Annotated in this window: 13 protein-coding genes; 6 read left to right on the forward strand and 7 right to left on the reverse strand. The window is 64.1% G+C overall.

What is annotated here, in order from left to right:
- Positions 1–100: 100 nt before the first annotated feature.
- Complete coding sequence (locus IVB41_RS33905) at positions 101–313, forward strand: hypothetical protein (protein WP_247438959.1); 213 nt, start codon at positions 101–103, stop codon at positions 311–313.
- A 115-nt stretch (positions 314–428) separates the two neighbouring features.
- On the opposite strand, the gene IVB41_RS33910 is transcribed toward IVB41_RS33905, so the two are convergent.
- Entirely contained in the window at positions 429–1265 is an 837-nt protein-coding gene (locus tag IVB41_RS33910) for a universal stress protein (protein ID WP_247438961.1), read from the reverse strand.
- A 209-nt stretch (positions 1266–1474) separates the two neighbouring features.
- Between IVB41_RS33910 and IVB41_RS33915 the strand changes: the two genes are divergently transcribed.
- A complete protein-coding gene (locus IVB41_RS33915) occupies positions 1475–3013 on the forward strand; it encodes a Do family serine endopeptidase (RefSeq protein ID WP_247438963.1) in 1539 nt (512 codons plus the stop codon).
- Between the two features lie 273 nt (positions 3014–3286).
- Complete coding sequence (locus tag IVB41_RS33920; protein WP_027568670.1) at positions 3287–3649, forward strand: hypothetical protein; 363 nt, start codon at positions 3287–3289, stop codon at positions 3647–3649.
- Positions 3650–3655: 6 nt separating this feature from the next.
- On the opposite strand, the gene IVB41_RS33925 is transcribed toward IVB41_RS33920, so the two are convergent.
- Positions 3656–3997: a DUF6496 domain-containing protein gene (locus tag IVB41_RS33925; protein ID WP_247438965.1), complete on the reverse strand. Its 342-nt coding sequence runs from the start codon at positions 3995–3997 to the stop codon at positions 3656–3658.
- Between the two features lie 86 nt (positions 3998–4083).
- Positions 4084–4296, reverse strand: a complete 213-nt coding sequence (locus tag IVB41_RS33930; protein WP_247438967.1) for a DUF3072 domain-containing protein — start codon at positions 4294–4296, stop codon at positions 4084–4086.
- A gap of 115 nt (positions 4297–4411) precedes the next feature.
- Here IVB41_RS33930 and IVB41_RS33935 point away from each other — a divergent pair, with 115 nt between their 5' ends.
- Together IVB41_RS33935 and IVB41_RS33940 are read left to right on the forward strand one after the other, a co-directional pair.
- On the forward strand, positions 4412–4633 hold the full coding sequence (locus IVB41_RS33935) for a hypothetical protein (protein WP_247439131.1): 222 nt from the start codon (positions 4412–4414) through the stop codon (positions 4631–4633).
- A gap of 18 nt (positions 4634–4651) precedes the next feature.
- The gene (locus IVB41_RS33940; protein ID WP_247438969.1) at positions 4652–4861 is read left to right on the forward strand and encodes a hypothetical protein; all 210 of its coding nucleotides are present in this window, start codon (positions 4652–4654) and stop codon (positions 4859–4861) included.
- A gap of 97 nt (positions 4862–4958) precedes the next feature.
- Here the strand turns inward: IVB41_RS33940 and IVB41_RS33945 are convergent, their stop codons facing one another.
- Both IVB41_RS33945 and IVB41_RS33950 read right to left on the reverse strand, forming a co-directional pair.
- Positions 4959–5207: a hypothetical protein gene (locus tag IVB41_RS33945; protein WP_247438972.1), complete on the reverse strand. Its 249-nt coding sequence runs from the start codon at positions 5205–5207 to the stop codon at positions 4959–4961.
- 95 nt (positions 5208–5302) lie between these two features.
- On the reverse strand, positions 5303–5560 hold the full coding sequence (locus IVB41_RS33950; protein ID WP_247399782.1) for a hypothetical protein: 258 nt from the start codon (positions 5558–5560) through the stop codon (positions 5303–5305).
- 138 nt (positions 5561–5698) lie between these two features.
- Between IVB41_RS33950 and IVB41_RS33955 the strand changes: the two genes are divergently transcribed.
- On the forward strand, positions 5699–5920 hold the full coding sequence (locus IVB41_RS33955; RefSeq protein ID WP_018456200.1) for a hypothetical protein: 222 nt from the start codon (positions 5699–5701) through the stop codon (positions 5918–5920).
- Here the strand turns inward: IVB41_RS33955 and IVB41_RS33960 are convergent.
- Both IVB41_RS33960 and IVB41_RS33965 read right to left on the reverse strand, forming a co-directional pair.
- The gene (locus tag IVB41_RS33960; RefSeq protein WP_247438975.1) at positions 5917–7407 is read right to left on the reverse strand and encodes an HWE histidine kinase domain-containing protein; all 1491 of its coding nucleotides are present in this window, start codon (positions 7405–7407) and stop codon (positions 5917–5919) included. The two genes, IVB41_RS33955 and IVB41_RS33960, sit on opposite strands and share 4 nt — an antisense overlap.
- Before the next feature lie 13 nt (positions 7408–7420).
- Positions 7421–13708: a HAMP domain-containing protein gene (locus IVB41_RS33965; RefSeq protein ID WP_247438976.1), complete on the reverse strand. Its 6288-nt coding sequence runs from the start codon at positions 13706–13708 to the stop codon at positions 7421–7423.
- Between the last annotated feature and the right edge of the window lie 280 nt (positions 13709–13988).

The following is a 13988-nucleotide window of genomic DNA, read 5'->3' on the forward strand; positions in this document are numbered from 1 at the left end:
CGCGTCACGCGCGCGGCGGGCGCAGCAAATCTTTTGCACAACCGCCATCGCCCTGACGCACATAAGGGCAATAAGCTCTGTGAATGCGAGGGAGGGTCTCATGGATAACGTACGTCGCTACCGCGCGCTGGCGTCCCTCTATCGTCAGCAGGCCGCCTACCGGCCGCTCCAGAGCTGGGAACTGCTCGGCCAGGCCGAACATTTCGAATATCTCGCCGAAGTCGAACTCAAGGCGCATTTCGACGCGTGCAATGCGCCACACGACGAGGACGGCGTCGAGGCCACGGCGTGGGAGAGGCCCGCCGCGGCGTGACGGTCCAACTTGTTCGAATATGACCTGAACTTGCCGAGGCCGGCACCGCTCAAGGACGCGGTTATCAGCCCGAACGACGAGGCTTGCGACCGGCCCGTCCTGGATCAACCCTCGATTAATGCGACATCAGCGTCGGGACGGTCATGGCTTCCAACATGGCGCGGGTGACGCCGCCGAGGAACCGTTCCTGCAATCGCGAATGGCCGTAGCCGCCCATGACCAGAAGATCGAGGCGCTCATCGGCTGCAAGCGACAGCATGGTCGGCTGAATGTCAGAGCGCGCGGCCGACAGGTTGACGGTGCGGGTCGACAGTCCGCGCCGGCCGAGGTGCCTTGCCAGATTGCGCGTCGAGACTTCGTCGGGAACCATGTCTGTTTCGTTGATCGCAATGATCACGATTTCCTCGGCGCGGGCCAGGAATGGTGCGGCGTCGCGCATGGCGCGCGCGGCGAGGCGGCTGCCGTCCCAGCAGATGCCGATCCGTTTCGCCTTGAACGCTCCATGGAAAGTGTAGGGCAGGAAAAGCACCGGGCCGCCCGCCTGGAACAGGATCTCGCGGGGCACATCGTTGTCGAGTGAGGCTTGCGCCGGGTCCGGCTGGAGCACGATGCTGAGATCGTGCAGCCGCGCCATCTCGCCGAGCAAGCCGACCGCATCCCCCGGCATCGTCCCGAGCGGGTGGCATGTGTAGGAAATGCCGGCGTTCATCGCTTCGTTCTTGAATACCGCGAGCGCCGCCTCGGCCCGCTCCACTGCGCTCTCGCGCTCCATCTCGAACACCGCCGCCACCGCGGCGCCGCCCTCCATGATATAGGCCGCGCTGGTTGCCACATAGCCAACCGCGACTGCATCGAGATGGGCGTTGAGGCCGGCCGCGAGCGAGATCGAGCCATCGATCACCGGGCGCACCGGGCGCTCGGTCGGGATGTGGACGAGAATGTCTTTGTACATGACGCGCCTCCGACGGACATCATCCGGTGGCTGCAGTCTTTCACGGTGCGCAGGGGCCGCGTTGAGCTGCATCAAACGTGCAGCCTCGAGTTTTGGACCTTCGCCGGCCCCGGCTACTTTGCCAAGATTTAACCGCGCGGACGGGACGCCGTAAGGTGGCGACCGCCATGTTGGGTGCAAGGCGACTTACCCAACATGGACATATCGACATGAGCGATCACGTCAATTCCGACACCACAACGTCCCGCAAGGTCCTGAGGCCACGCCGGCTCGCGCTGCTCGGCACCGTGGCCGCGCTTGGCGTGGCCGTGCTGGCGACTGCACCCGGCTCTTCGCCGTTCAGCGCGAGCTCCTTCATCGCGCCCGCCCAGGCCGCGGAGACCGCCGCGACACCGCCGGGCTTCGGCGACCTCGTCAGCAAGGTCAAACCCGCCGTCATCTCGGTGCGGGTCAGGATCGACCAGGACAACGACAAGAGCGCGATGCTGCAACAGAACCGGATGGATTCGGACGAGCAGACGCCGTTCGACCAGTTCTCGCGGCAATTCGGCTTCCGCGGCCCGGGTGGCATGGACGGCATGCCGCGCCAGCACCGCCAGATGATCACCGGTGAGGGCTCCGGCTTCTTCATTTCCGCGGACGGCTATGCCGTGACCAACAACCACGTCGTCGATCACGCCGAGTCGGTGCAAGTGACGATGGACGACGGCACGATCTACAGCGCGAAAGTGGTCGGCACCGATCCGAAGACCGATCTCGCGCTGATCAAGGTCGAGGGTAAGAAGGATTTTCCGTTCGTCAAATTCTCGGACCAGAAGCCGCGTATCGGCGACTGGGTCGTCGCGGTCGGCAATCCCTTCGGCCTCGGCGGCACCGTGACCGCCGGCATCGTCTCGGCCAGCGGCCGCGACATCGGCAACGGTCCCTATGACGACTTCATCCAGATCGACGCGCCGATCAACAAGGGCAATTCCGGCGGCCCGGCCTTCGACATGAACGGCAACGTGATCGGCGTGAACACCGCGATCTTCTCGCCCTCCGGTGGCTCTGTCGGCATCGGCTTCGACATTCCGGCCTCGACTGCAAAGCTCGTCGTCGCACAGTTGAAGGACAAGGGCGCGGTCACTCGCGGCTGGCTCGGCGTGCAGGTGCAGCCGGTGACATCGGATATCGCCGACAGCCTCGGCCTCAAGGAGGCGCGCGGCGCGATCGTCGACAATCCGCAGGACGGCAGCCCGGCGGCGAAGGCGGGCATCGAGGCGGGCGACGTCATCACCGCCGTCAATGGCACCGCGATCAAGGATTCCCGCGATCTCGCCCGCACCATCGCCACCCTGGCGCCGGGCACGTCTGTGAAGCTCGACGTCGTCCACAGGGGCGACAGCAAGACGGTGACACTGGCGCTCGGCGAGTTGCCGAACGAGCGGCAGGCCAGAGCCGACGAGGGCAAGTCGCAGCCGGATGCCGGCATGCCGCCGCGTCTCGGGCTCAGCCTGGCTCCGGCCGGCGACGTGCAGGGCGCCGGCCAGAAGGGCGTCGTCGTCACTGAAGTCGATCCGCAAGGGCCGGCCGCGCAACGCGGCATCCAGCCCGGCGACGTCATCCTCAATGTGGGCGGCAAGGCTGTCGCCAATATCGGCGATGTCCGTTCGGAGCTGGCGCAGGCGAAATCGTCCGGCAAGCGCAGCGTGCTGCTGCAGGTCAGAAGCGCGCAGGCGACCCGTTTCGTCGCGGTGCCGCTCGCATAAGGCGAACGTCGATCGGCGCAACTCCAAAAAGGCGGCCCACGGGCCGCCTTTCCTGTTCGCCTTCAGGATTCCGGATGTCCGCCGATAACATTCTCGTTAACGGCAGTGAGGATGACCCGGTTCGTCCGAAAAAGCCGTGTTCGCTCATCACAATTCCGGGTCAGGTAGGGACTCGGCGGCAATGAAGCCGCCGGGACGATTGCAAGCGTGGAACTTCGAACTTGCCGCCGCTGAGCTGGACCGGTCGGCAATTCGTATTTGATCGGTGCCGACATGGATCGATTGAAGCTCTCGCTGAGGACTGCGCTGCTCGTGGCGCCATTCGTGCTGTGGGGCGGAATCGCTCTCGGGCGTGACGACGGCCGCTACGCGGACTCTCCCCTCAAGCCATGGTTCGACGGTCTACGCAGCCATCTCGGTCCGTGCTGCTCAGATGCGGATGGGTTTGCCGTCGCCGATCCCGATTGGGACTCGCACAATGGACATTATCGCGTGCGGCTCGACGGGGAGTGGGTCGACGTCCCGGACGAAGCCGTGATTACCGAGCCGAACCGGGCCGGCCGCACCATGGTGTGGCCGGTGAAGACCGCGTTCGGCGTTTCGATCCGCTGCTTCATGCCGGGCAGCATGATCTGACGGAGGTCAGCGCGACCGTTTGGAGGATTTGCGCTTCGACGTCTTCTTCGAAGTCTTTCTCGAAGTCTTCTTGGATGTTTTCCGAGATGTCTTCTTTGACGTCTTCTTTGACGTCTTCTTTGACGTCTTCTTGGACGTCTTTCGCTTCGCGGCTTTCTTCGGGACCTTCTTGCCCTTCTTGCGCGCTTTCGACAGGCCGATCGCGATTGCCTGCTTGCGGCTCTTCACGCGTCCGCCTCGACCGCCCGGTCCGCTTTTCGCGGTACCCTTCTTGTAGCGCTTCATCTCGCCTTCGACGTCGCTGCCGGAGCTGCGCGAGTAGCGGCGCTTCTTTGCCTTGCGTGCCATGCATGTTCTCCCTTGGCCTGGGAAAACAATCCGAGACAGGCATGGTTCCGAAAGCGCGCATGCACGTCCCGGATACGCGGCTTAGTCTAGAACGAATCCGCCAGTTCGATCTCGGCTTCCAGCACCTGAATGCGCCGCGCTGCCTCGCTGGAGGACAGATCCCGCGCATATTGCGCAGGTTGATACGCCTCTTCGCTCAGCCGCTTCAGCCGGAGGCCCTGCGCCCGCGTCATCTGTTCGGTGAGGAAAGTCTTGGCGGTTACGAAAGTCTTGGCGTCGTATTTACCCTGAACCTGCATGTCGCTTCTCCCTTCTGAAATCGTGACTTGACTATATGTTCTTATTTTGTTCTAACAAGTCATGGACAACAGAATTAATGAAATTCGACGTAAAATCAGCGCCTTGAGGCTTGAAATGGCCGATGTCGAGGCGTCCGTGCGCGAGCTCGTCGAGCGCGATCGCGACTGCACAGAGAAGGCCTTGGCGCAGATGGATCTGCGCCGGAAAATCAATCTGCTGATCGGCGAATGGAAGGCTGCAGGTGGCGGCGATGTCCTGCCGAATGTCCGCGACAGGATGAGCCTTCGTTCCGCGAAGGCATCAGGTAGTCCTCTGCGCGTGATCGCGCGCCGCTGAAAGCTTTGGGAGCGCACGGTGGAGGAAGACCCGGATGCGTACCGGATTCTAAAGCTGCGCGCCGAGATTCTCGAACTGGGCTCTGCCATCCGGCAGCTGCAACGGGAGGGGCTCGACGACGCCGCGGCCCAGCTCTTGATCGCGCGCAAGCGCGCACGACTCGATCATCTGGTGAGAGCTGATTCCGGCAGCGTCCATCCTGACATCCTGGGAAGCCATCGGAGCTGAAGCCTGCACGCAACGCGGCCCGAGAAAAGTTTGTTCGAACACCATAAGCAAAAAGGCCCCGCGATCGCGGGGCCTCTATGAGTTGGGCGAACAAAACCTACTTGGTGTTGCTCATGCCGCCCTTGTTGTTCGTCATGGTGCCGCCCTGATCGGAGCCGGGACCGGAGCCGCCCTGACCGGAGGGATCAGCACCCTTGGAGGACTTGGTGTTGGCGCCTGTGGTGGTTTGCGACGATGACATCGAGGATCCGTGTTTTGCCTTGTGCGACTTAGCCTGCACCGCGAACGGCGCGGCGGTGAGGCCGGTGGCCAACATCACGGCAAGAGCGAGCTTGGTGGTCTTCATGTGCGGGAACTCCCTGAGTTGAATTGACGCAGGCAGCCAACTGCTATTCGTCGCAGGAGTTCCGAACAAAGAAGTTCCGGTAAATCTCGCATCCTTCAAGATTGCTTGTCCTCTGCGAGGATGAATACGACGCCGGTGAGTGTCGCCCCGATCGCGAACGTCGTCACCAATGTGAGGGCGAAAACGACAACGGCCTGGCTTCCGCCGTGATTCAGCAAATTGGCGACGGCTGGATTGGACAGCACGAGCAAGAGGCTGAAAGCGAGCCCTAAGGCTGCGCCCATCATGGCGTGCGTCATCAGCTTGACGAGCCCGCTCGGAGAGATCAGGTCCGACGACTTTTTCGCGCGCATGGAACTCTATCCCGATCTCGCAAGCAACGCCTGCGACACGCGCTGGTTCCACCCGCATGAAGGAATCGTTATCGCCCGCTTCATCCGACGTTCATGCCGGTTGGACGAGAATGACTGCGCAACACGGGAACATTCGATATGGGTAAGGTGGTCTTTCTCTATCGCTCTCTGGCTTATCGCAACGCCGCCGCGGACATCCTCCGCAAAGCGCGCAAGCTGCCCCGCGGCGCGGAGCGAAGCGCGGCGTGCCGCTATGCCAAGGCGCTGCGCGATCTCGCCCAAACGGAAGCCTGGCTCGAAGGACGGGTCGCGCGCGAGCCGCAAACGACGCAGCGCAGGAAGAGTGCGGCCTCCGGTTAACCGGACGCGCGCTGCAATTCGGCGGAGCTGGCGGCTTCGAAGTTGCCGGGCGCGGTCGTCGCGGCAGTCTTGCGGACCAACGGCACCTCGAGCCGGCACAACAGACCCTCGGCGCGCCAATCGAATCGCGCCTGCCCGCCGAGCTGGGACTCGACGCTCGCAAGCAGGCTCCGCGTACCAAAGCCGCGGGATTTCGGCGTCATGACGAGCGGGCCGCCGGACTCCTCCCAGGTCAGCGTGAGCAGCTCATCCTCGACCTGCCAACCGATCGCGAGCCGTCCCGTTCGCGTCGAGAGCGCGCCATACTTCGCCGAGTTGGTGAAAAGCTCATGCAGCGCCAGCGCCAGCGTCTGGGCGGTTGCCGGCAGCAACTGAACTTCGGACCCCGCCAATTTGATCTGGCCGCCGAGGGAATAGGGCGCAAGCTCCTCGTCGATCAGCTTCGAGAGTTCGGCGCCCTGCCAGCTCGACAGCGACAAGATCGTATGCACGCGCGCCAGTGCATTGATGCGTCCCTCGACGGCGCTGACATAGGCTTTGACTTCGTCGGCGCGGGTGAGGCGCACGATCGATTGCGCCAGCGCAAGCGCATTCTTGGCGCGATGATCGACTTCCCGCGCCAGGAGAGTCTGCCGTTCCTCGGCGCGCTTGCGTTCGGTGATGTCCACCGTCACGCCGCTGACGCGCATCACCCGACCGCTCTCGTCAACCGTGGCGGCGGCCGTGCCGACACACCAGCGCACATCGCCGTCGGGCCGCACGATGCGGAACTCCGTTTCATAGGAGCGTGTGCCCTTGTTGAATTCGGCGATCGCCTTGCGCAACTGATCGACGTCGTCCGGATGCAACAGCGCCTGAACGTTGGCCGGATTCACCTCGAAGCTCTCCGGGCCAACACCAAAGATGCGGTATTGCCCCTCGTCCCACATCCAATCGCCGGTGATCCAGTCCCAGTCCCACGAACCCATCTTGCCGGCGGCGATCGCCATGCTGCGCCGCTCTTCGCTCTCGCGGAGCTTTGCGGTGGAATTCTCCAGCTCGGCGGTGCGTGCACGCACGCGGTCCTCGAGATCCTGGTTCAGCCGTTCGAGTTCGCGCGTCTTGCGATAGAGCTCTGCAAACACCTTGACCTTGGCGCGCAGCACCTCCGGCACGACCGGCACCGGGACGTAGTCGACAGCGCCCATCTCGTAGCCGCGCAGGCGGTCGATGTCGCTGACTTGAATGGCCGAGATGAAGATCATCGCGGTCTTCTGGAAGCGCGGGTGCTCGCGGATCATCGCGGCGAGCTCGAAGCCGTCGAGCTCGGGCATGCAGACGTCGACCAGGATCACCGCGATCTCGGTCTTGAGCAGCACCTCCAGAGCCTCGCGACCGGACGAGGCGATCACGAGGTTCTGGCCGAGATCCTTCAGGATCACCTCATAGGCGAGCAGCTTGGCCGGCTGGTCGTCGACGAGGAGGATGTTGACCTTTTCGTGGTCCATACGGGCATCCAACTCAGCGGTGCAGCCACATGCGGATTGCAAGCAGCAATTGATCGGTGTTGACGGGTTTGGCGAGGTAGTCGGACGCGCCGGCCTCGAGGCATTTCTCGCGGTCGCCTTTCATGGCCTTGGCCGTCAACGCAATGATCGGAAGACGGGCGAAGGTCGGATTTTCACGAATGACGCCGATGGTTTGATAGCCATCCATCTGCGGCATCATGATGTCCATCAGCACGATGGCGATCTCCGGATTGGATTCAACCAGGGCCACCGCCTCGTTGCCGGTCGTGGCCGTCAGCACCTTCATGCCGCGCCGCTCCAGCACGCTCGACAGCGCGAAGATGTTGCGGGCGTCGTCGTCGACGAGCAGGGCGGTTTTGCCGATCAGATCCTCGTCGGAACTGTTTAGCTTCTCGAGCATGCGCTGCTTCTCGACCGGCAACTCCGTGATGACGCGGTGCAGGAATAGCGCGGTCTCGTCAAGAAGGCGCTCCGGTGATTCCACACCCTTAACCACGATGCTTCGCGCCATGGTGTGGAGCTCCGCATCTTCCTCGGCCGACAACTCGCGGCCGGTGAAAACAACGACCGGGACATTCGACAGCGCCTCGTCGTTGCGGATCTGGTCCAGCACCTCGAAGCCGGTCATGTCGGGCAGGCGCAGGTCGAGCACGACGCAATCACAGGGGTTCTCACGCAGCATCGAGAGCGCGTCGGCACCGGTGCCGGTCGTCACGATCTCGATGTCGTCGTGGTGCAGGAGCTCGCGGATCGAGAGCTGCTCGGCCTCGTTGTCCTCGACGATCAGCAGCCGCTTGCGCCGCGGCCGCGCATATTCCTTGATCTGCGTCAGCGCGGCCGAGACGCCCTCGGTCGTCGTCGGCTTGTTGACGAAGGAGAAGGCGCCGCGCGCCAGCGCATGCTGGCGGTCCTCGTCGAGCGTGATGATCTGCACGGGGATGTGGCGGGTCAGCGGATTGTGCTTGAGCTGGCTCAGCACGGTCCAGCCGAGCATATCAGGCAGGAATACGTCGAGGGAGACGGCCCGCGGCTGGTATTGCTTTGCAAGCTCCAGCGCCTCCGCGCCGCGGGCGGCGACCAGCACCTTGAAGCCTTTGTCGCGCGCGAGGTCGACCAGCACGCGCGCGTAGTGCGGGTCGTCCTCGACGATCAGGAGGATGCTGTCGCCGGGTTCGAGGTTGAGCCGGTCGTCGGGAAGCTGCTCGATCACGCGCTGCGGTTCGGCTGTCGCGGGCTGCAGCGCGGGCGGCTGGCTCTGTTGAGGCGTCGCGCGGGGCGCGAGCGTCGGTCCGGAATATTTCAGCGGCAGGTAGAGCGTGAAGCACGAGCCCTTGCCCGGCAAGCTGCGCAGGTGGATCTCGCCGCCGAGCAGGCTTGCGAGCTCACGGCTGATCGCAAGGCCGAGGCCGGTGCCGCCATATTTGCGGCTCGTGCCGGCATCCGCTTGCTGGAACGCCTCGAAGATCAGCTTCTGCTTCTCCAGGGGAATGCCGATGCCGGTATCGGACACTTCGAATGCGATCACGGCCGGCGCCGAGTTCAGCACGGGATGATCCGTGCCCCAGCCGCCGACCGCGGCGGCGACCTTCAGGCGCACCTCGCCCTCGGCGGTGAACTTGAAGGCGTTGGAGAGCAGGTTCTTCAAAACCTGCTGCAGGCGCTTGGAGTCGGTGACGAGGCTGCGCGCGAGGTTCGGATCGACGTCGATCTTGAACGAAAGGTTGCGGTTCTCCGCCTCGTGACGGAACGGCCGCCCGACCGTTTCGAGCAGGTTCGCGGTCAGGATTTCCTCGGCGTCGACTGTCACCGTACCGGACTCGATCTTGGAGAGATCGAGAATGTCGCTGATGAGATTGAGCAGGTCGGTGCCGGCGCCGTGGATGGTGCGGGCGAATTCGACCTGCTTGCCGGTAAGATTGCCGTCCGGATTGTCGGTGAGCTGCTGGCCGAGGATCAGGATCGAGTTCAGCGGCGTGCGCAGCTCGTGGCTCATATTGGCCAGGAACTCGGACTTGTACTTCGAGGTCAGCGCGAGCTCGGTCGCCTTTTCCTCCAGTGCGCGGCGGGCCTGCTCGATCTCCTGGTTCTTGCGCTCGACTTCGACGTTGCGCTCGGCGAGCTGCTGCGCCTTCTGTTCGAGCTGATCGTTGGTCTGCTGCAATTCGCGCTGCTGGGTCTGGAGCTCGCCAGCGAGCTGCTGCGACTGCTTGAGCAGGCCTTCGGTCTGCATCGTCGCCTCGATCGAGTTGAGCACGATGCCGATCGAGTCCGTGAGCTGCTCCAGGAAGGTCATCTGTGAGGTCGTGAAGGAGGTCAGCGAGGCGAGCTCGATGACCGCCTTGACCTGGCCTTCGAACAGCACCGGCAGCACCACGAGGTTCTTCGGCGCGACGCGAAGCAATGCCGAATTGATCGGCACCACGTCGGGCGGAATGTCCGCAATCACGCGCGGGCGCCGGTCGAGCGCGCATTGGCCGATCAGGCCGTCGCCGAATGGCAGCACGCGCGGATACGGATAGACGCCGTCGCCGGCATAGGAGGCAAGCAGCAGGAGCCGCGGACTGTCTTCGTTCTCGACCTGATAGATCACGCCGGTATGCGCATTCACCAGCGGCGACAATTCGGTCAGCAGCAGGCGACCGACGGTGGTGAGGTCGCGCTGGCCCTGAAGCATGTTGGTGAATTTCGCCAGATTGGTCTTCAGCCAGTCCTGCTCGGTGTTCACGTCCGTCGTGAGACGGAGGTTCGTGATCATCGTGTTGATGTTGTCTTTCAGCTCCGCGACCTCGCCGCGGGCGTCGACCTGGATCGACCGCGTCAGGTCGCCCTTGGTCACGGCGGTCGCCACTTCCGCGATCGCGCGCACCTGCGAGGTGAGGTTGGCCGCCAGCAAATTGACGTTGCCGGTGAGATCCTTCCAGGTGCCCGCGGCGCCGGGCACGTCGGCCTGACCGCCGAGCCGGCCCTCGACGCCGACCTCGCGCGCCACCGACGTCACCTGGTCGGCGAACGTCGCGAGCGTCTCGGTCATGTTGTTGATGGTGTCGGCCAGCGCCGCGACCTCGCCCTTCGATTTCACGGTGAGGTTCTGCTTGAGATCGCCGTTGGCGACCGCGGTCACCACCTTGACGATGCCGCGGACCTGCTCGGTCAGGTTCGCCGCCATGAAGTTGACGGTGTCGGTGAGATCCTTCCAGGTGCCGGCGACGCCGGGCACCTGGGCCTGGCCGCCGAGTTCGCCTTCGGTGCCGACCTCGCGGGCAACGCGCGTCACTTCACCGGCGAACGCATTGAGCTGGTCCACCATGGTGTTGATGGTGTTTTTGAGCTCGAGAATTTCGCCCTTCACGTCGACGGTGATCTTGCGCGACAGGTCGCCGCGCGCGACGGCGGTGGTGACTTCGGCGATGTTGCGGACTTGGGTGGTGAGGTTCGCGGCCAGCAGGTTGACGTTGTCGGTGAGGTCCTTCCAGGTACCGCCGACGCCGGGCACGACGGCCTGGCCGCCGAGCCGGCCCTCGGTGCCGACCTCGCGCGCGACGCGCGTCACTTCCGCGGCGAAGGAGCGGAGCTGCTCGACCATGGTGTTCAAGGTATCCTTGAGCAGCAGAATTTCGCCGCGCACGTCCACCGTGATCTTCTTCGACAGGTCCCCGCCGGCGATCGCGGTCGCGACCTCGGCGATGTTGCGGACCTGCGCGGTGAGGTTCGAGGCCATGAAGTTGACATTGTCGGTGAGATCCTTCCAGGTGCCGGCAACGCCGGGCACTTCGGCCTGGCCGCCAAGCTTGCCTTCGGTGCCGACCTCGCGCGCGACGCGCGTGACTTCACCGGCAAAGCCGTTGAGCTGGTCCACCATGGTGTTGATGGTGTTCTTCAGCTCCAAAATCTCACCACGGACGTCGACGGTGATCTTGCGCGAGAGGTCGCCGCGCGCCACGGCAGTGGTCACTTCGGCGATGTTGCGGACCTGGGCGGTGAGGTTGCCCGCCATCGAGTTGACGCTGTCGGTGAGGTCTTTCCAGGTGCCGGCGACGCCGGGCACGTTGGCCTGGCCGCCGAGCCGGCCTTCGGTGCCGACCTCGCGCGCGACGCGCGTCACCTCGCCCGCGAAGCGGTTGAGCTGGTCGACCATCGTGTTCAGCGTGTCCTTGAGCTGAAGGATCTCGCCGCGCACGTCCACGGTGATCTTGCGCGACAAGTCGCCACCGGCGATCGCAGTCGCGACTTCGGCGATGTTGCGGACCTGGGCGGTGAGGTTGCCCGCCATCGAGTTGACGCTGTCGGTGAGGTCCTTCCAGGTGCCGGCGACGCCGGGGACTTCGGCCTGGCCGCCGAGCTTGCCTTCGGTGCCGACCTCGCGCGCGACGCGCGTGACTTCGCCGGCGAAGGCGTTGAGCTGGTCGACCATGGTGTTGAGCGTTTCCTTCAGCTGAAGGATTTCGCCGGACACGTTGACGGTGATCTTCTTCGACAAATCGCCCTTGGCGACCGCGGTCGCGACTTCGGCGATGTTGCGGACCTGGCCGGTCAGGTTCGAGGCCATCGAGTTGACGCTGTCGGTGAGATCCTTCCAGGTGCCGGCGACGCCGCGCACCTGGGCCTGGCCGCCGAGCTTGCCTTCTGTGCCGACCTCGCGGGCGACGCGCGTGACTTCGCCGGCAAAGGCGTTGAGCTGGTCCACCATGGTGTTGATGGTGTCTTTCAGCTCCAGGATCTCGCCGCGGACATCGACGGTGATCTTTTTCGACAAATCGCCACCCGCGACCGCGGTCGTCACCTCGGCGATGTTGCGGACCTGCGCGGTGAGGTTCGAGGCCATCGAGTTGACGCTCTCGGTCAAGTCCTTCCAGGTGCCGGCGACGCCGAGCACGTTGGCCTGACCGCCGAGCCGGCCCTCGGTGCCGACCTCGCGCGCGACGCGCGTGACTTCGCCGGCGAAGGCGTTGAGCTGGTCGACCATGGTGTTGAGCGTTTCCTTCAACTGAAGGATTTCGCCCGAGACGTTCACCGTGATCTTCTTCGACAGATCGCCGCTCGCGATGGCGGTGGCAACGTCGGCGATGTTGCGGACCTGCGCGGTGAGGTTCGACGCCATGAAGTTGACGTTGTCGGTGAGGTCCTTCCAGGTACCGGCCACGCCCGGCACCTGGGCCTGGCCGCCGAGCTTGCCTTCGGTACCGACCTCGCGCGCGACGCGCGTCACTTCCGAGGCGAACGAGTTGAGCTGGTCCACCATGGTGTTGATGGTGTCTTTCAGCTCCAGGATTTCGCCCCGTACGTCCACCGTGATCTTGCGCGACAGGTCGCCGCGCGCCACGGCGGTGGTGACGTTGGCGATGTTGCGCACCTGCGCGGTGAGGTTGCCGCACATGGCGTTGACGCTGTCGGTGAGATCCTTCCAGGTGCCGGCGACGCCGGGCACGATGGCCTGGCCGCCAAGCTTGCCGTCGGTGCCGACCTCGCGCGCCACGCGCGTCACTTCCGATGCAAAGGAACGGAGCTGGTCCACCATCGTGTTGATGGCTTCCTTGAGCTGAAGGATCTCGCCGCGGACGTCGACCGTGATCTTCTTCGAGAGGTCGCCGTTCGCAACTGCGATCGTCACCTCGGCGATGTTGCGAACCTGGTTGGTCAGGTTGTTCGCCATCGAGTTGACGCTCTCGGTCAGATCCTTCCAGACGCCGGTCACTTCCGGCACCTGGGCCTGGCCGCCGAGCTTGCCTTCGGTGCCGACCTCGCGCGCCACGCGCGTCACTTCGGAGGTGAACACGCCGAGCTGCTTGATCATGGTGTTGACGATGGTCGCCGACTGCAGGAATTCGCCGCGCAGGGGACGCCCATCGACGTCGAGCTTGACGGTCTGGAGCAGGTCTCCCTGTGCCACGGCTGCGACCGCGCGCGTCACCTCGCGGGTCGGCCACAGCAAATCGTCGATCAGCGTGTTGACGGAGCCTTCCATGTCGGCCCAGGAGCCGGAGGCCAGCCCGAACTTCACGCGCTGGCGCGTCTTGCCCTCGCGGCCCACCACCTGGCCGACCAGCTCGAGCTGCTGCGCCATGCGCTGATTGGCGGCGATGATGTCGTTGAAAGTGTCGGCGAGCTTGCCGTCGATGCCGAGATAGTCGCCGCTCATGCGCACGGAGAAATCGCCGTTGCGCATGGCCTGCAGGGCGAGCAGCAATTCTGCCCGGGAATCGGGCTCCGACATGCCGCTGGTTTTTGGCTTTGGAACGCGACGACCGGAACGTGATGCAGATCCGGGATCGAGGTCGCTCATAATTTGTCCCCCGCAGGCGTCGGCCGATTCCCAGGCAAGACGCGATTGTCAAAATAGAGCGTCAGCCAAATTCGAAATCAAGCGCCAACGTGACGGCGCTAGGAAGTGGAACCTGCTTTGCTCAGCCCGATTAACACAAGTGCGATCCCTCGGAATGGTTCCATCCGGTTCCCAATTTTTTCCGGGCGGAAGAGAAGATTCGAGGCCGCTTTCGGCCACCGTCATCTGCCTTCCGGAACGGAGCGCCGGGCGTGCCGTTAGCCCGCAGATACAGGGAGAG

The sequence above is a fragment of the Bradyrhizobium sp. 44 genome (genome assembly GCF_023073095.1).
In the GTDB taxonomy this organism is placed as follows: domain Bacteria; phylum Pseudomonadota; class Alphaproteobacteria; order Rhizobiales; family Xanthobacteraceae; genus Bradyrhizobium.

Excerpts from the sequence above, each read along its gene's own strand:
- IVB41_RS33905 (WP_247438959.1), top strand. The coding sequence starts at position 101 with ATGGATAACGTACGTCGCTACCGCGCGCTGGCGTCCCTCTATCGTCAG.
- IVB41_RS33910 (WP_247438961.1), bottom strand. The coding sequence starts at position 1,265 with ATGTACAAAGACATTCTCGTCCACATCCCGACCGAGCGCCCGGTGCGC.
- IVB41_RS33915 (WP_247438963.1), top strand. The coding sequence starts at position 1,475 with ATGAGCGATCACGTCAATTCCGACACCACAACGTCCCGCAAGGTCCTG.
- IVB41_RS33920 (WP_027568670.1), top strand. The coding sequence starts at position 3,287 with ATGGATCGATTGAAGCTCTCGCTGAGGACTGCGCTGCTCGTGGCGCCA.
- IVB41_RS33925 (WP_247438965.1), bottom strand. The coding sequence starts at position 3,997 with ATGGCACGCAAGGCAAAGAAGCGCCGCTACTCGCGCAGCTCCGGCAGC.
- IVB41_RS33930 (WP_247438967.1), bottom strand. The coding sequence starts at position 4,296 with ATGCAGGTTCAGGGTAAATACGACGCCAAGACTTTCGTAACCGCCAAG.
- IVB41_RS33935 (WP_247439131.1), top strand. The coding sequence starts at position 4,412 with ATGGCCGATGTCGAGGCGTCCGTGCGCGAGCTCGTCGAGCGCGATCGC.
- IVB41_RS33945 (WP_247438972.1), bottom strand. The coding sequence starts at position 5,207 with ATGAAGACCACCAAGCTCGCTCTTGCCGTGATGTTGGCCACCGGCCTC.
- IVB41_RS33950 (WP_247399782.1), bottom strand. The coding sequence starts at position 5,560 with ATGCGCGCGAAAAAGTCGTCGGACCTGATCTCTCCGAGCGGGCTCGTC.
- IVB41_RS33955 (WP_018456200.1), top strand. The coding sequence starts at position 5,699 with ATGGGTAAGGTGGTCTTTCTCTATCGCTCTCTGGCTTATCGCAACGCC.
- IVB41_RS33960 (WP_247438975.1), bottom strand. The coding sequence starts at position 7,407 with ATGGACCACGAAAAGGTCAACATCCTCCTCGTCGACGACCAGCCGGCC.
- IVB41_RS33965 (WP_247438976.1), bottom strand. The coding sequence starts at position 13,708 with ATGAGCGACCTCGATCCCGGATCTGCATCACGTTCCGGTCGTCGCGTT.